14 protein-coding genes and 1 pseudogene are annotated in these 15,774 nt (G+C 72.9%); 10 read left to right on the top strand and 5 right to left on the bottom strand.

The annotated features are described in order from the left end of the window. Positions 1-92 precede the first annotated feature (92 nt). The gene (locus tag ACGF3H_RS04460; RefSeq protein ID WP_362491959.1) at positions 93-815 is read left to right on the top strand and encodes a TetR/AcrR family transcriptional regulator; all 723 of its coding nucleotides are present in this window, start codon (positions 93-95) and stop codon (positions 813-815) included. Positions 816-853: 38 nt separating this feature from the next. Here the strand turns inward: ACGF3H_RS04460 and ACGF3H_RS04465 are convergent, their stop codons facing one another. Continuing rightward, entirely contained in the window at positions 854-1,840 is a 987-nt protein-coding gene (locus ACGF3H_RS04465) for an RNA polymerase sigma-70 factor (RefSeq protein WP_393582642.1), read from the bottom strand. Positions 1,841-1,976: 136 nt separating this feature from the next. Here ACGF3H_RS04465 and ACGF3H_RS04470 point away from each other — a divergent pair, with 136 nt between their 5' ends. The 7 genes from ACGF3H_RS04470 (at position 1,977) to ACGF3H_RS04500 (ending at position 9,433) form a co-directional block, all read left to right on the top strand. Beyond that, positions 1,977-2,462 carry a carboxymuconolactone decarboxylase family protein gene (locus tag ACGF3H_RS04470; RefSeq protein WP_362491953.1) on the top strand — a complete coding sequence of 162 codons (486 nt, stop codon included), beginning with the start codon at positions 1,977-1,979 and terminating at the stop codon, positions 2,460-2,462. Between the two features lie 181 nt (positions 2,463-2,643). Beyond that, positions 2,644-3,726: a LacI family DNA-binding transcriptional regulator gene (locus ACGF3H_RS04475; protein WP_362491949.1), complete on the top strand. Its 1,083-nt coding sequence runs from the start codon at positions 2,644-2,646 to the stop codon at positions 3,724-3,726. Next, complete coding sequence (locus ACGF3H_RS04480; RefSeq protein WP_362491947.1) at positions 3,723-5,249, top strand: sugar ABC transporter ATP-binding protein; 1,527 nt, start codon at positions 3,723-3,725, stop codon at positions 5,247-5,249. Before ACGF3H_RS04475 ends, ACGF3H_RS04480 begins: the two co-directional genes overlap by 4 nt. Continuing rightward, entirely contained in the window at positions 5,239-7,194 is a 1,956-nt protein-coding gene (locus tag ACGF3H_RS04485) for a substrate-binding domain-containing protein (RefSeq protein ID WP_362491944.1), read from the top strand. The genes ACGF3H_RS04480 and ACGF3H_RS04485 overlap by 11 nt, the downstream gene beginning before the upstream one ends. A 159-nt stretch (positions 7,195-7,353) precedes the next feature. Next, positions 7,354-8,259: a ribokinase gene (locus ACGF3H_RS04490; protein ID WP_362491941.1), complete on the top strand. Its 906-nt coding sequence runs from the start codon at positions 7,354-7,356 to the stop codon at positions 8,257-8,259. Continuing rightward, a complete protein-coding gene (rbsD, locus tag ACGF3H_RS04495; RefSeq protein ID WP_362491939.1) occupies positions 8,256-8,645 on the top strand; it encodes a D-ribose pyranase in 390 nt (129 codons plus the stop codon). Before ACGF3H_RS04490 ends, rbsD begins: the two co-directional genes overlap by 4 nt. 212 nt (positions 8,646-8,857) lie before the next feature. After that, a complete protein-coding gene (locus tag ACGF3H_RS04500; protein WP_362491936.1) occupies positions 8,858-9,433 on the top strand; it encodes a hypothetical protein in 576 nt (191 codons plus the stop codon). A gap of 36 nt (positions 9,434-9,469) precedes the next feature. On the opposite strand, the pseudogene ACGF3H_RS04505 reads toward ACGF3H_RS04500, so the two are convergent. The 4 genes and pseudogenes from ACGF3H_RS04505 to ACGF3H_RS04520 form a co-directional block, all read right to left on the bottom strand. Then, positions 9,470-10,125: pseudogene (locus ACGF3H_RS04505) on the bottom strand (M15 family metallopeptidase). A gap of 66 nt (positions 10,126-10,191) precedes the next feature. Beyond that, the gene (locus ACGF3H_RS04510) at positions 10,192-10,989 is read right to left on the bottom strand and encodes a sugar phosphate isomerase/epimerase family protein (protein WP_362492165.1); all 798 of its coding nucleotides are present in this window, start codon (positions 10,987-10,989) and stop codon (positions 10,192-10,194) included. Positions 10,990-11,033: 44 nt separating this feature from the next. Then, a complete protein-coding gene (locus ACGF3H_RS04515) occupies positions 11,034-12,185 on the bottom strand; it encodes a dihydrodipicolinate synthase family protein (protein WP_362491933.1) in 1,152 nt (383 codons plus the stop codon). Further along, positions 12,182-13,333, bottom strand: a complete 1,152-nt coding sequence (locus tag ACGF3H_RS04520; protein WP_362491930.1) for a Gfo/Idh/MocA family oxidoreductase — start codon at positions 13,331-13,333, stop codon at positions 12,182-12,184. Before ACGF3H_RS04520 ends, ACGF3H_RS04515 begins: the two co-directional genes overlap by 4 nt. Positions 13,334-13,581: 248 nt before the next feature. Between ACGF3H_RS04520 and ACGF3H_RS04525 the strand changes: the two genes are divergently transcribed. Together ACGF3H_RS04525 and ACGF3H_RS04530 are read left to right on the top strand one after the other, a co-directional pair. Beyond that, entirely contained in the window at positions 13,582-14,628 is a 1,047-nt protein-coding gene (locus ACGF3H_RS04525; RefSeq protein WP_362491927.1) for a LacI family DNA-binding transcriptional regulator, read from the top strand. Positions 14,629-14,855: 227 nt separating this feature from the next. Further along, positions 14,856-15,656: a sugar phosphate isomerase/epimerase family protein gene (locus ACGF3H_RS04530; protein ID WP_362491924.1), complete on the top strand. Its 801-nt coding sequence runs from the start codon at positions 14,856-14,858 to the stop codon at positions 15,654-15,656. The last annotated feature ends 118 nt before the right edge of the window (positions 15,657-15,774 follow it).

Below are 15,774 nucleotides of genomic sequence, written 5' to 3' on the forward strand. Positions count from 1 at the left end.
TGCGTCAATGCTGTTGACATAAGGCACGGGCGGTCGTTCACTGCGGAAGAGCCGGCCGGAGGGCGGCGGGCCGGCAAGCGAGGGAGCCCGCCATGACGTCCCGTGTTCCGCAGGAGCGCCGCCGGCGGCGGCCCACTCGCTCCGGGGTTCTGCTGTCGGAGGACCTGATCGTCGGGACCGCCCTGCGGCTGATCGGCCAGCACGGCCCCGACGCGCTCAGCGTGCGCCGGCTCGGCACCGCCCTGGGCTGTGATCCGAGCGCCCTGTACCGCTACTTCCACGACACCGACGATCTGGTGCTCGCCATCGCCGACCGGATCATCGGCGACGCCATGGCCGGGTTCGTGCCCGGGGACGACTGGGTGGCCTCGTTGCGGGAGATGGCCCTGCGGGTCCGCGCCGGGTACCTCGCCCACCCCCGCGCTGCGGCCATGGCGTCGTACCGGGTGACCCGCCGCCCCCACGAGATCCGGGCCGTCGACACGGGGATCGGCCTGCTGCTGTCCGCGGGCTTCGAGCCCGCCCCGGCGGCGCGGCTCTACCTGGCGTTCATCGACACCGTGCTCAGTCACGCGGCCACGGAGGCGGCCTTCCAGGCACTGCCCGGGCAGCAGCGTGAGGCCGACCGAACGGCCTGGCGGGCCGTGTACGCCGGCCTCGACCCTCGGTCGTACCCGGCGCTGACCGCGGCGGGCGACGGGCTGTCCGCGATGGCGGAGAGCTCCTTCGAGGAGGCGGTGGATCTGATGCTGGAGGCGCTGGCGGCGCGGGCACCGCAGGGGCGGCGGGGCGCCGCCGGGGGCATCGGCGGCTGAGCGCGCCGGCGTCCCCCATGCGCCCCCGTGACGGCTCCTCAGCGGTGCAGGACGGTCTCCCGCCGCATGCCGCTCAGCTTCTCGGGGTTGCGCACGGCGTAGAGCCCGGTGATGCGCCCCTCGTCGAAGCGCACCGCCATCACGGTGTCCAGCTCGCCGTCGAGCCGCACGACCAGGGCCGGGTAGCCGTTGACCTGGGCCGCGCCCATGGACACGGCATCGCCCTGCTTCATCAGCCCGCCGATCACGAGACGGGCCACCTTGTCGGCCCCCGTGATCGGCCGCAGGACGGCCTGCTTGATGCCGCCGCCGTCGCCCAGCAGGACGACGTCCGGCGCGAGGATGTCGAGCAGCTGCTGAAGGTCGCCCGTACGGACCGCCCGCTGGAACGCGTCGAGCGCGTCCCGGGTCTCCGTCGGCGAGACGACCCCGCGCGGCCGGCGTGCCGCGACGTGCGCGCGTGCCCGGTGCGCGGTCTGGCGGACGGCGGCCGGGCTCTTGTCGACGGCCTCGGCGATCTCGTCGTAGCCCAGGTCGAAGACCTCGCGGAGCACGAACACCGCCCGCTCGGTCGGCGTGAGCGTCTCCAGGACCAGCATCATCGCCATCGAGACGCTGTCGGCGAGCTCGACGTCCTCGGCCACGTCGGGCGTGGTGAGCAGCGGCTCGGGCAGCCAGGAGCCGACGTAGGACTCCTTGCGGCGGCCGAGCGTGCGCAGCCGGGTCAGCGCCTGCCGGGTGGTGATCCGCACCAGGTACGCGCGCGGGTCGCGCACCTCGGCGAGGTCGACCCCCGCCCACCGCAGCCAGGTCTCCTGGAGCACGTCCTCGGCGTCGGCGGCCGAGCCGAGCATCTCGTAGGCGACGGTGAAGAGCAGGTTGCGATGGGTGACGAAGGCGTCCGTGGCGACGTCCGGGCGCCGCCCGTCGAGCCGCTCGGTCCCCGCCTCGCCGCCCTGTTCCTCTCGGTCCTCGTCCTCGCTCATGACCAGCAGCTCCCGCTCGTTCGCCTGCGACGGTGTCATGCGCACAGGACGCCGGTCACCGCCGTCCTGTGACACCCGCACGCAGTGGCATACGTCACATGGTGGCCCTGTCACACGGTCCGGGGCGTCGGCATCTTGTGTTCGTTCCGTACGAGCACGAGATGAGGACGAGACCATGGACACCCGATTCAACCTGTTCGAGAACGAGCTCGCCGGCCGGTTCGCCAAGCGATTCGCCGGCGTCGCCCAACTGCTCCACCAGTCGCCGCTGCCGCAGTCGACGCAGGAACTGGTGTCACTGCGCGCCAGCCAGATCAACGGCTGCGGTCACTGCATCGACATGCACACCAAGGAGGCCGCGGCCGCCGGCGAGACGGCGGTCAGGCTCGCCCTGGTAGCCGCCTGGCGCGAGTCGACCGTGTTCACCGAGGCCGAGCAGGCCGCGCTGGCACTCACCGAGGAGGGCACCCGGCTCGCCGACGCCCACGAGGGGGTGTCCGACGAGACCTGGGCCCTGGCGCGCAAGCACTACGACGACGACCAGCTCGCCGCCCTGATCTGCCTGGTCGCCATGATCAACGCGGCCAACCGGCTCGCCGTGATCACCCACCAGAAGGGCGGCTCCTACGAGGCCGGCATGTTCGCCGCCGCGATGGACTGACCGCACCGCCGCGCCGGCCCGGCCCGGGATCCTCCGATCCCGGGCCGGGCCACCGCATGTCGGGCCAGAACCTCGACTCGGTCACGATTGGATTTCAGCCACCCTCCACCCCCTTGCCATCCGCCCGTGTAATCGATTCCAATCCTCCGTGTAATCGATTCCACGAGGAGGTGGAACGACGATGGCGAGCATCAAGGACGTCGCCGCCGAGGCGGGCGTGTCCGTCGCGACGGTCTCGCGCGTCCTCAACGGCCACCCGTCCGTCAGCCCGGACGCCCGCACGCGCGTCCTGGCCGCCGTCGAGGCGCTGGGCTACCGCCCGAACGCCGTCGCCCGGTCGCTGCGCACCGCGCAGACCCGCACCCTCGGCCTGGTCATCAGCGACGTGCTGAACCCGTACTTCACCGAACTGGCCCGCTCCGTCGAGGAAGAGGCCCGCGCGCTCGGCTACAGCGTCATCATCGGCAACGCCGACGAGCGGCCCGACCTCCAGGACCACCACGTCACGACGCTGCTGGACCGCCGTATCGACGGGCTGCTCGTCTCCCCCACCGACGGCGGCTCCCCCCGCATGCTGGACGCCGCGCGCGCCGGGACTCCCATGGTCTTCGTCGACCGCTGGATCCCCGGCGTGGACGTGCCCGTGGTGCGGTCGGACGGGCGCGCGGCGGTACGGGACCTGGTCGCGCACCTGCACGGGCTCGGACACCGGCGGCTCGCCATCATCGCCGGGCCCGCGGCCACCACGACCGGCCGCGAGCGCGTGGACGCCTTCCGCGAGGCGCTCGCCGCGTACGGACTCCCCCTGCCCGACGACTGCATCGGCCAGGGCGACTTCCAGGCCGACAGCGGACGCCGGGTCACCGAGGGCTTCCTCGACCTGCCCGAACCGCCCGACGCCGTCTTCGCCGCCGACAACCTGATGGCGCTCGGCGCACTGGACGCCGTACGCGCGCGGGGGATGCGCGTCCCCGACGACATCGCGCTCGCCGCGTTCGACGACATCCGCTGGTTCGTGCACACCGATCCGCCGGTCACCGCGATCGCCCAGCCCACGGGCGACCTCGGGCGGGCGGCCGTGCGCGCGCTGGTCGACCGCATCGAGGGAGGGACCGGCGAGTCCGTCACCCTGCCGGCGCGGCTCGTCGTACGCCGCTCGTGCGGCGAGCCCTCCACCCCGCCCGGCCCGTCCCCGTCCTCGCCCGGCCTTTCCCTGTCCCCGCAGGACCCGTCCCCCTCCCCCGTACGAAGGAGTACGCCGTGAGCAGCCGCGATCCCGACGAGTTGCTGCGCATCGAGGGCATCCGCAAGACCTTCCCCGGTGTCGTGGCGCTCGACAGCGTCGACTTCGACCTGCGCCGGGGCGAGGTGCACGTGCTCCTCGGCGAGAACGGCGCGGGCAAGAGCACGCTGATCAAGATGCTCTCCGGCGCCTACACGCCCGACTCCGGGCGGATCCTGGCCGGCGGCGAGGAGGTGCGCATCAACGGTGCGCAGGACTCCGAGCGGCTCGGGATCGCCACGATCTACCAGGAGTTCAACCTCGTCCCCGATCTGACCGTCGCCGAGAACATCTTCCTGGGGCGCCAGCCGCGCCGGCTCGGGATGATCGACCGGAAGAGGATGGACGCCGACGCCGAGGTGCTGCTGGAGCGGGTGGGGGTCGACGTCTCCCCGCGCGCGCGGGTGCGTGAACTCGGCATCGCACGGCTCCAGATGGTCGAGATCGCCAAGGCGCTCAGCCTGGACGCGCGCGTGCTCATCATGGACGAGCCGACCGCCGTGCTCACCTCCGAGGAGGTCGAGAAGCTGTTCGCCATCGTGCGGCGGCTGCGCGAGGACGGTGTCGGCATCGTCTTCATCACCCACCACCTGGAGGAGATCGCCGCCCTCGGCGACCGGGTCACCGTCATCCGGGACGGGCGCAGCGTCGGGCAGGTGCCCGCCTCCACGCCCGAGGACGAACTGGTGCGGCTCATGGTCGGGCGGTCGATCGAGCAGCAGTACCCGCGCGAGCGCGGCGCCGCCGGTGAGGCGTTGCTCAAGGTCGAGGGCCTGACCCGGGACGGCGTCTTCCACGACGTCGGCTTCGAGGTGCGGGCCGGCGAGGTCGTCGGCATCGCCGGCCTCGTCGGCGCCGGGCGCACCGAGGTGGTGCGTGCCGTGTTCGGCGCCGACCCGTACGACGCCGGGACCGTGCACGTCGCGGGCGCGCCGCTGCGCCGCCACGACGTGAACGCCGCGATGGCGGCCGGGATCGGGCTCGTCCCCGAGGACCGCAAGGGGCAGGGGCTCGTCCTCGACGCCTCCGTCGAGGAGAACCTCGGCCTGGTGACGCTGAGGTCCACCTCCCGGGCGGGACTCGTCGACCTCAAGGGACAGCACGAGGCGGCCGGGCGGATCGCCGGGCAGCTCGGCGTGCGGATGGCCGGGCTCGGCCAGCACGTGCGGACCCTGTCCGGCGGCAACCAGCAGAAGGTCGTCATCGGCAAGTGGCTGCTGGCGAACACCAAGGTGCTGATCCTCGACGAGCCGACCCGCGGCATCGACGTCGGCGCCAAGGTCGAGATCTACCAGCTCATCAACGAACTGACGGCCGCCGGTGCCGCCGTGCTCATGATCTCCAGCGATCTGCCGGAGGTGCTCGGCATGAGCGACCGGGTCGTGGTCATGGCACAGGGCCGGGTCGCGGGCGAACTCCCCGCCGAGCAGGCCACCCAGGACGCCGTGATGGCGCTCGCCGTCAGCACGCACACCAACGGAACGGAGGCCTCCCGTGGCCACTGACACGCTCAAGAGCAAGCCGGGCGCGCAGGGCGCCACGGGCGGCCTGCGCCGCCTGCTGCTCGACAACGGCGCGCTGACCGCGCTGATCGTCCTCGTCGTCGCGATGTCGGCGCTGTCCGGCGACTTCCTGACCGCCGACAACCTGCTCAACGTCGGCGTGCAGGCCGCCGTGACCGCGATCCTCGCCTTCGGCGTCACCTTCGTCATCGTCTCGGCGGGCATCGACCTGTCCGTCGGCTCGGTCGCCGCGCTGTCGGCCACCGTGCTGGCGTGGAGCGCCACCGAGGCCGGGATGCCGGTCGTGCTCGCGGTGGTGCTGGCCGTCGCGACGGGCATCGCCTGCGGCCTGGTGAACGGTTTCCTCATCTCGTACGGGAAGCTGCCGCCGTTCATCGCCACGCTCGCGATGCTGTCGGTGGGCCGCGGTCTGTCGCTGGTCATCTCGCAGGGCTCGCCGATCGCCTTCCCCGACTCGGTCTCCCACCTGGGCGACACGCTCGGCGGCTGGCTGCCCGTGCCGGTGCTCGTGATGATCGTGATGGGTCTGATCACGGCGTTCGTCCTCGGCCGGACCTACATCGGCCGGTCCATGTACGCCATCGGCGGCAACGAGGAGGCCGCGCGGCTGTCCGGCCTGCGCGTGAAGCGGCAGAAGCTGGCCATCTACGCCTTCTCCGGCCTGTTCGCCGCCGCGGCGGGCATCGTGCTCGCCTCCCGGCTGGCCTCCGCGCAGCCGCAGGCCGCGCAGGGCTACGAGCTGGACGCCATCGCCGCCGTCGTCATCGGCGGCGCGTCGCTCGCGGGCGGCACCGGCAAGGCGTCGGGCACGCTCATCGGCGCGCTGATCCTCGCGGTGCTGCGCAACGGCCTCAACCTGCTGTCCGTCTCCGCGTTCTGGCAGCAGGTCGTCATCGGTGTCGTCATCGCGCTGGCGGTGCTGCTGGACACGCTGCGCCGCAAGGCGGGCGCGACCACTCCGGCGGCCGGGGCGTCCGGTGACGGGGGCCGGGGCAAGCAGGCACTCACCTACGTGGTCGCGGCCGTCGTCGCCGTGGCGGTCGTCGGCGCGACCTCGCTGCTGCACAACGGCTCCTCGGCGGGCACGTCGCAGAAGATCGGCCTGTCGCTGTCGACGCTCAACAACCCGTTCTTCGTGCAGATCCGGGCGGGTGCGCAGGAGGAGGCGAAGAAGCTGGGCGTGGACCTGACGGTCACCGACGCGCAGAACGACGCCTCGCAGCAGGCCAACCAGCTGCAGAACTTCACCAGCGGCTCGCTCTCCTCCGTCATCGTCAACCCGGTGGACTCCGACGCCGCCGGTCCCGCGGTGCGCGGCGCGAACAAGGCCGACATCCCCGTCGTCGCCGTGGACCGCGGCGTCAACAAGGCGGACACGGCGGCGCTGGTCGCCTCCGACAACGTCGAGGGAGGCCGGCTGGGTGCCGAGGCGCTCGCCGAGAAGCTCGGCGGCAAGGGCACGATCGTCATCCTCCAGGGCCAGGCCGGCACCTCCGCCAGCCGGGAGCGCGGGGCGGGCTTCGCGGCCGGTCTCAAGGCCTACCCGGGCATCGAGGTCGTCGCCAGGCAGCCCGCGGACTTCGACCGCACCAAGGGCCTGGACGTGATGACGAACCTGCTCCAGGCGCACCCCGACGTCGACGCCGTCTTCGCGGAGAACGACGAGATGGCGCTCGGCGCGATCAAGGCGCTCGGCTCCAAGGCCGGCACGTCGGTCCAGGTCGTCGGCTTCGACGGCACGCCGGACGGGCTGAAGGCGGTCGAGGCGGGCACGCTGTACGCCTCCGTCGCTCAGCAGCCGAAGGAGCTGGGCAGGATCGCCGTACGGAACGCGCTGCGGGCGGCCGAGGGCAAGAAGGTGGAGAAGACGGTGAAGGTGCCGGTGAAGGTGGTCACCAAGGAGAACGTGGCCGGCTTCGAGGGCTGACACGGGCGCACGGAGTGTGCGCGGGCGGGCGGTCCCGGCGACCGTCCGCCCGCCTCGCTCGTTGTCATCGGTGGTCACTCGGACTCACTCGGACTCACACGGACTCACGCGCATCTCACTCGGACTCACGCGCATCTCACTCGGATCGGGGAGCGAACCATGTACGACTACGACCTGCTGGTCGTGGGGTCGGCCAACGCCGACCTGGTGATCGGTGTCGACCGGCGGCCGGGTGCCGGCGAGACGGTGCTCGGCTCCGACCTGGCGGTCCATCCGGGCGGCAAGGGCGCGAACCAGGCGGTGGCCGCCGCCCGGCTCGGCGCCCGCACGGCCCTGCTGGCCCGGGTCGGTGACGACTCCTACGGGCGGCTGCTGCTCGACTCGCAGCGCGCGGCCGGTGTCGACACGGTCGGCGTGCTGGTGGGCGGCGCCCCGACCGGCGTCGCGCTGATCACCGTCGACCCGTCGGGGGACAACAGCATCGTGGTCTCGCCGGGCGCCAACGGCCGCCTGACCCCGGGCGACGTCCGGGCCGCGTCCAGCCTCTTCCACGCCTCCCGGGTCGTGTCGACGCAGCTGGAGGTCCCGCTGGACACGGTGGTGGAGGTGGTCCGGAGCCTGGCGCCGGGCAGCCGCTTCGTGCTGAACCCGTCGCCGCCGCAGCCGCTTCCGCAGGAGGTCCTGGCGGCCTGCGACCCGCTGATCGTCAACGAGCACGAGGCGAGGGTGATCCTCGGCGACGCGTGCGTGAGCGAGCGCCCGGAGGACTGGGCCGGGCTCCTGCTGGCCAAGGGGCCGCGTTCGGTGGTCGTGACCCTGGGCGCCGACGGCGCGCTGGTCGCCTCCGCGGCGGAGGGCGTGCGTCGTGTCCCGTCCGTGAAGGTGGACGCCGTGGACACCACGGGCGCCGGTGACGCGTTCACGGCGGCGCTGGCCTGGCGGCTCGGCACCGGCGCGTCGCTCGCCGAGGCGGCGGCCTACGCGGCCCGGGTGGGCGCGGCCGCGGTCACGAAGGCGGGGGCGCAGGTGTCGTACCCGACGGCGGCGGAGGTCGAGGCGCTGTGAAGCGGGCCGGGATACTCAACCGCCACCTCGCCGGTGCCCTGGCCGAACTGGGCCACGGCGACGGCGTGCTGGTCTGCGACGTGGGCATGCCCATCCCCGACGGCCCGCGCGTCGTCGACCTGGCCTTCCGCGCGGGGGTGCCGTCCTTCGCCGAGGTGCTGGACGGCCTGCTGGCCGAGCTGGTGATCGAGGGCGCGACGGCGGCGACGGAGGTGCGGGACGCGAATCCGGAGGCAGCGGCGCTGCTGGACGCCCGCTGCCCCGACCTGTCCCTGGTCCCGCACGAACGCCTGAAGGCCCTCTCGGCGGGCACCCGCCTGGTGGTCCGCACCGGCGAGGCCCGCCCGTACGCGAACGTGCTGCTGCGGTGCGGGGTCTTCTTCTGACCTGGGCCGCGGACCCTTCGGGAGGGCCCGGTCATCGACCGGACCCTCCCGGATTCCCCTCCCCCTCAGTCCCCCCGCGATCCCCCCGGATCTCCCCCCGCAGGCGTCCTGATGCCCAGTACGACCGGCGGGGTGGGGGGAGGGTTGTACGCGTCGGCGAAGATTTTTTCCGGACGGCCCTCCGTGGCAGCCACCGACAGGAGTCCCGTGCCATGCCGCTGCAAGAACCCGCTCTCGATGCCGATTCCTGGCGAGCCGCACTGCTCGACCTCTTCGGCGGCGGCTGGACCTTCGCCCAGGTGGGACCGAGGCGCCACGAGGACTGGCGCCGGGGCGCTGCCACGGTCATGGCGCTCCGGAGCAGCGACCCGAGGAAGTGGCCCTCGCTGAACCACGCCCCCGAGGACGACGAGAACCGCAGCGGCATCGGATCGCCCTTCGTGCCGTGGGGCCCGGAACAGCTCGGGGAGTGTCTGCACGAGGTCGCACGGGAGTCGGCAGGCCAACTGCTGGTCGCGCTGCAGGGCGACTGGTACCAGGCCGCCGGCATCCCGGACTTCGAGCGACGCAGGGACAGCCTTTTCGGGTCTTCCCGCCGGGTCCTCTCGCGCTTCGGCCCGGAGGCCCGCTTCTACACCAACGCGTCGGCCGCCCAGGACGACCCCGCCGCCGATCTCCTGAATCCCGAGGCGATGTGGGACTGCCTCTCCGTCCACACCACCGACTGCGGCCTCATCGCCCTGTCGGACGCGGAGATCGGGGTGTTCTGGGCATTCTGGGAGGACTGATCCAGGTCGCTCGGCGCCGGCCGTGGGGTGACCCGGTCAGTCGAGATCCGTCGCTCCGTAGAGGGCGGCCGGGGCTCCGGACATCAGCGCCCAGTACCGGTCCCCGTAGGACCAGTGCCACCACTCCGTCGGGTAGTCGACCAGGCCGACGGTGCCGAGCGCCGTGCCCAGGACGGTGCGGAGGGTCCGGGCCTCCTCGCCGATGGTGTCCGCGTCCGTGTAGCAGGCGCCGGCGCTCTCCTCCGGTGTCGCGTTCATACGGGTGCCCAGGTCGAGTTCGCGGCCGTCGGCATCGGCGAGCGTCAGGTCGACGGCTGCTCCCGCGCTGTGCGGGGCGATCTCCGGCGGGGACACGTAGCGGCTGGCCGCCGAACGGATCGTCTCCGCGGACCAGTCCGGGTGACCGGCACGCAGTTCGTCGGCGTACGAGTCGAAGTAGTGCCGTTGGAGGCAGGCGGGCGGTAGCCCTCGACGAACAGCAGCCGCATGCCGCCGGGCAGCTGGTCCTGCGCCTCGACGAGCCGGCGGAGCACGCCCGCCCGCAGGTGGGCGAAGGCATCGGCGGAGTCCTGCCGCTTGCGTTCGTCGACCAGCAGGCGGCCGTCCCCGCGGACGTCCACGAGCTGTTCGCCGCACTCCCGCACAGGCACGGCCGCGACCTTCGGATCAGACATCAGTACGACTTCGGTCATGGCCTGATCATCCCGCGGGGTGTTCGGATCGTCCGGACGGCGCCCGGACGATCCGAACATCCTCCTCTACGCCGCGTGTTCGGCGAACCGAGCCGCCGTCTCCGCCAGGACCTCGCGGCCGTCCCTCGCCCACAGGGCGTCGTTGAAGAGCTCGACCTCGATGGGGCCCGTGTAGCCCGCCGCCTCCACGTAGGACTTCCACTCGCGCATGTCGACCGCGCCGTCGCCGATCTGGCCGCGGCCGTTGAGGACGCCCTCCGGGAGGGGGGTCGTCCAGTCGGCGAGCTGGAAGGTGTGGATGCGGCCTCCCGCGCCGGCCCGGGCGATCTGGGCGGGCGCCTGGTCGTCCCACCAGATGTGGTACGTGTCGACCGTGACGCCGACCTGGTGGGCGGGGAAGCGTTCGGCGAGGTCCAGGGCCTGGGTGAGGGTGGAGACCACGCAGCGGTCGGAGGCGAACATCGGGTGCAGCGGCTCGATGGCGAGGCGTACGCCGTGCCGTTCGGCGTAGGGGCCGAGCTCCGCCAGGGCGTCCGCGATGCGTTCGCGGGCTCCGCGCAGGTCCTTCGAGCCGGCCGGCAGGCCGCCCGAGACCAGGACCAGCGTGTCGGTGCCGAGGACGGCCGCCTCGTCGACCGCGCGGCGGTTGTCCGCCAGGGCCCGGGCGCGCTCGTCCGGGTCGGTCGCCGTCAGGAAGCCGCCCCGGCACAGGGTGGTGACGGACAGGCCCGCGTCGCGGACCAGCTTGGCCGCCGCCTCGACGCCGTACGCCTGCACCGGCTCGCGCCACAGGCCGACGTTGCCGATGCCCAGGTCGCGGCAGGCCGCGGTCAGTTCGGGCAGGGACAGCTGCTTGACCGTCATCTGGTTGATGCTGAAGCGGGACAGGTCCGGCTTGTCGTCGTCGCTCACTGGTTCACTCCGTACAGACCGAGCAGGGACCGCATGCGCTCCTCCGCCAGCTTCGGGTCCGGGAACAGGCCCAGTCCGTCGGCGAGTTCGTAGGCGCGGGCGAAGTGCGGCAGGGAGCGGGCCGACTGGAGGCCGCCCACCATCGTGAAGTGGCTCTGGTGACCCGCCAGCCAGGCCAGGAGGACCACGCCCGTCTTGTAGAAGCGGGTGGGGGCCTGGAAGAGGTGGCGGGACAGGGGGACCGTGGGGTCGAGGAGGGCGCGGAAACCCTCCGTGTTCCCGGTGTCCAGGACGCGGACCGCCTCGGCCGCCAGCGGGCCCAGCGGGTCGAAGATGCCGAGCAGGGCGTGGCTGAAGCCCTGGTCGTCACCGGCGATCAGCTCGGGGTAGTTGAAGTCGTCCCCCGTGTAGCAGCGCACGCCCTGCGGCAGGCGGCGGCGCAGGTCGACCTCGCGCTGGGCGTCGAGGAGGGAGACCTTGATGCCGTCGACCTTGTCGGGGTGGGCCGCGATGACCTCCAGGAAGACGTCCGTGGCCGTGTCCAGGTCGGACGAGCCCCAGTAGCCCTCGAGCGCCGGGTCGAACATCGGGCCCAGCCAGTGCAGGATCACCGGCTCGGCGGACTGGCGCAGCAGGTGGCCGTAGACCTCCAGGTAGTCCTCGGGTCCACGGGCCGTGGCGGCGAGGGCGCGGGAGGCCATGAGGATGGCCTGGGCGCCCGACTCCTCCACCACCGCGAGCTGTTCCTCGTAGGCCGCCCGGACCTCGGCGAGGGAGCCGGCGGTGAGCTGGTCCGTGCCGACGCCGCAGGCGATGCGGCCACCGCACGCCTTCGCCTCGGCGGCGGACCGGCGGATCAGCTCGGCCGCGCCGGCCCAGTCCAGGCCCATGCCGCGCTGGGCGGTGTCCATCGCCTCGGCGACGCCGAGCCCGTGGGACCACAGGTGGCGGCGGAAGGCCAGGGTGGCGTCCCAGTCGACGGCGGCGGGCCCGTCCGGCGTGGTGTCCGCGTACGGGTCGGCGACGACGTGCGCCGCGGAGAAGACCGTACGGGAGGTGAAAGCGCTTCCCGCGGATACGGCCAGTGGCTCGGAGCGGGGCTCGTAGGCACGCAGGGTGCCGTTCGCGTCGGGCAGGTGGAGGGTCACAGCGCGATCTCCGGTACGTCGAGACGGCGGCCCTCGGCCGAGGACTTCAGGCCCAGTTCGGCGAGCTGGACGCCGCGGGCGCCGGCCAGCAGGTCCCAGTGGTAGGGGGCGTCGGCGTAGACGTGGCGCAGGAACAGCTCCCACTGGGCCTTGAAGCCGTTGTCGAACTCGCCGTTGTCCGGGACCTCCTGCCACTGGTCGCGGAAGACCTCGGTGGCGGGGATGTCCGGGTTCCAGACCGGCTTCGGGGTGGCGGAGCGGTGCTGGACGCGGCAGTTGCGCAGGCCCGCGACCGCGGAGCCCTCGGTGCCGTCGACCTGGAACTCCACCAGTTCGTCGCGGTTGACGCGGACCGCCCAGGACGAGTTGATCTGCGCGATCACGCCGCCGTCGAGCTCGAAGACGCCGTACGCGGCGTCGTCGGCGGTGGCGTCGTAGGGCTTGCCGTTCTCGTCCCAGCGCTGCGGGACGTGGGTGGCGGTCAGGGCCTGGACGGACGTCACGCGGCCGAACAGCTCGTGGAGGACGTACTCCCAGTGCGGGAACATGTCGACGACGATGCCGCCGCCGTCCTCGGCGCGGTAGTTCCACGAGGGGCGCTGGGCGGACTGCCAGTCGCCCTCGAAGACCCAGTAGCCGAACTCGCCGCGCACGGACAGGATCCGGCCGAAGAAGCCGCCGTCGATGAGGCGCTTGAGCTTGAGCAGGCCGGGGAGGAACAGCTTGTCCTGGACGACGCCGTGCTTGATGCCGGCGCCGTTCGCCAGGCGCGCGAGCTCCAGGGCGCCGTCCAGGCCGGTGGCGGTCGGCTTCTCGGTGTAGATGTGCTTGCCCGCGGCGATCGCCTTCTTGATCGCCTCCTCGCGGGCCGAGGTGACCTGGGCGTCGAAGTAGATCTCGACGCTCTCGTCGGCGAGGACCTCGTCCACGTCCGTCGAGACGTGCTCCAGCCCGTGCCGCTCGGCCAGCTCCCTGAGCGCGTGCTCGCGGCGGCCGACCAGGACCGGCTCCGGCCACAGCACGGTGCCGCCCCCGAGGTCGAGGCCGCCCTGCTCGCGGATGGCCAGGATGGAGCGGACGAGGTGCTGCCGGTAGCCCATGCGTCCGGTCACACCGTTCATGGCGATACGCACCGTCTTGCGTGTCACGTCGTTCCCTTCGTACGCGGTCCGCGCGCCGCATACGCCGAAGCTCGGGACAGGCGTCACAGCAAGCGCTTTCTATTCGCTATGAAGCTAACCTGTGGACGGTGGTCCGGACAAGACCGTGGGCCCGGGCGAGTTGTTCGAGGGGGCGAACAACGACGGGCGGTGGCCGTAAGGTCGGCACGGAACCGGGCCGGACCCGGGCCCGTGTACGAAGGCGTACGACGAGAGCGCGACCGGAGGACGAGGACATGACGGTGACACTGGCGGACGTGGCGGCCCGCGCCCAGGTCTCCCCCGCGACGGTGTCGCGCGTGCTGAACGGGAACTATCCCGTGGCCGCCTCCACCCGGGAGCGCGTGCTCAAGGCGGTCGACGAGCTGGACTACGTGCTCAACGGCCCCGCGAGCGCCCTGGCGGCCGCGACGTCCGACCTGGTGGGGATCCTGGTCAACGACATCGCCGACCCCTTCTTCGGCGTGATGGCCGGTGCGATCCAGTCCGAGATCGGCGGGCCGGGCGGCAGAGCCGGCGGCGAGAGACTCGCCGTGGTCTGCAACACCGGCGGCGCCCCGGAGCGCGAGCTGACCTACCTCACGCTGCTGCAGCGGCAGCGCGCCGCGGCCGTCGTGCTGACCGGCGGGGCGATGGAGGACGCGGCGCACCAGGCGGCGGTGGCGACGAAGCTGCGGAAGCTGTCGGAGGCCGGGACGCGGGTGGTGCTGTGCGGGCGGCCGCCGGCGCCGGGGACCGGGGCCATCGCGCTGACCTTCGACAACCGCGGGGGCGGCCGGGAGCTGACCGAGCATCTGATCGGGCTCGGGCACCGGCGGCTCGGCTACATCGCGGGCCCCGAGGAGCGGACCACCACGCGGCACCGGCTGGAGGGACACCGGGCGGCGCTCGCCGCGCACGGCATCGAGGAGGACGCCCGCTGGACGGTCCACGGACGCTACGACCGGCGGTCCGGCTACGAGGCCACGCTGGAACTCCTGCGCAGGGACCCGTCCCTGACCGCGGTCGTCGCCGCGAACGACACCGTGGCGCTGGGCGCGTGCGCGGCGCTGCGGGACTCCGGGCTGCGGATCCCGGCGGACGTGTCGGTGGCCGGCTTCGACGACCTGCCGTTCAGCATCGACGCGGTGCCCGCGCTGACGACGGTCCGGCTGCCGCTGGCGGAGGCGGGGGCGCGGGCGGGGCGGATCGCGATGGGGCGCGAGGAGGCGCCGCCCGGGGAGATCGCCACGGTGCGGGGGGAGTTGATGGTGCGGGGGTCCTCCGGGGTTCCGCGGAAGTGACGGTGCCGTTTCCCGGGTGCTGCGCCGGCGTCCGTGCGGGCGTCGTCCGGGGACTGCCACCCCCGGGCCCCGCTTCGGCCCGGACGGCCTCGTCCTCAGACGCCGGACGGGCTGCTAGTCGCCGTTCCGCCCGCTGAGAGGCAACGTCCTCGAACTCCGGACAGGCTGGGCGCGACACCTCGTCGGAGGGGGAATCCGTGAGGCGATCGCGGGTAGGGTCCCCGGGCATGAAGCTGGCGTTCTCCACTCTCGGACTGCCCGGACTGCCGTTGCCCGACGTGCTGCGGCTCGCGACCGCCCACGGATACCACGGCGTCGAACTGCGCGCCCACCCCGAGGAGCCGGTCAACCCCGGCCTCTCCCCCGGTGAACGGGCCGACGCCGCCGCCGCGTTCAAGGCGGCCGGCGTCGAGGTGCTCGGCGTCGCGGGGTACGCGCGGGTCGCCGCGCCCGGTGACGACGACGCCGTCGTCGCCGAGATCCGCGACCTGCTCGACCTGGCCCGCGACCTGGGCGCCCCGTACGTGCGGGTCTTCCCCGGCGGCGGCACCGGCCAGAGCCCCGAGGAGGCCGACGCGACGGCCGCCCGGCGCTTGGGCACGGCCGCCGAGTACGCCACCGACGCGGGCGTGCGCATCCTGCTGGAGACCCACGACTCGCACCGCACCGGCGCCGACGCGATGCGCGTGCTCGGCCTGGTCGGCCACCGGCAGGTCGGTGCCCTGTGGGACGTCATGCACACCTGGCTGGGCGGCGAACAGCCCACGGAGACCTACGCGGCGCTGTCCCCGCACCTCGGCTACGTCCAGGTCAAGGACATCGCCTCCGTCGACGACACCACCCCGCTGCCGCTGGGCGCGGGAGTGCTGCCGCTGGCCGAGTGCGTGGAGGTGCTCTCCCGCGAGGGCTGGGACGGCTGGCTGTGCTGGGAGTACGAGAAGCGGTGGTACGAGGCGGCGGCCCCGCTGCCCGGACTGCTGGACGAGGGCCGCCGTCACCTGGAGCGGCTGCTCAACGAGTCGGCCTGACGACCGCCGCGCCGGGGCTGCGGGAACGGGCCGGTCGAGTGCTGCGCCTGGTTCCGCAGCGGCCGGTTGTCGCTGATCACGTACGTCTTCGGTGCGGGCTCCTGCGGCTGGGCCGCCT

The sequence above is a fragment of the Streptomyces sp. NPDC048185 genome (genome assembly GCF_043202495.1).
GTDB lineage: Bacteria > Actinomycetota > Actinomycetes > Streptomycetales > Streptomycetaceae > Streptomyces.

What these genes read in the sequence shown, in the direction of transcription:
- ACGF3H_RS04475 (WP_362491949.1), top strand. Translation starts at nt 2,644, where the DNA reads ATGGCGAGCATCAAGGACGTCGCCGCCGAGGCGGGCGTGTCCGTCGCG.
- ACGF3H_RS04530 (WP_362491924.1), top strand. Translation starts at nt 14,856, where the DNA reads ATGAAGCTGGCGTTCTCCACTCTCGGACTGCCCGGACTGCCGTTGCCC.
- ACGF3H_RS04460 (WP_362491959.1), top strand. Translation starts at nt 93, where the DNA reads ATGACGTCCCGTGTTCCGCAGGAGCGCCGCCGGCGGCGGCCCACTCGC.
- ACGF3H_RS04525 (WP_362491927.1), top strand. Translation starts at nt 13,582, where the DNA reads ATGACGGTGACACTGGCGGACGTGGCGGCCCGCGCCCAGGTCTCCCCC.
- ACGF3H_RS04510 (WP_362492165.1), bottom strand. Translation starts at nt 10,989, where the DNA reads ATGACGGTCAAGCAGCTGTCCCTGCCCGAACTGACCGCGGCCTGCCGC.
- ACGF3H_RS04500 (WP_362491936.1), top strand. Translation starts at nt 8,858, where the DNA reads ATGCCGCTGCAAGAACCCGCTCTCGATGCCGATTCCTGGCGAGCCGCA.
- ACGF3H_RS04465 (WP_393582642.1), bottom strand. Translation starts at nt 1,840, where the DNA reads ATGACACCGTCGCAGGCGAACGAGCGGGAGCTGCTGGTCATGAGCGAG.
- ACGF3H_RS04470 (WP_362491953.1), top strand. Translation starts at nt 1,977, where the DNA reads ATGGACACCCGATTCAACCTGTTCGAGAACGAGCTCGCCGGCCGGTTC.
- ACGF3H_RS04490 (WP_362491941.1), top strand. Translation starts at nt 7,354, where the DNA reads ATGTACGACTACGACCTGCTGGTCGTGGGGTCGGCCAACGCCGACCTG.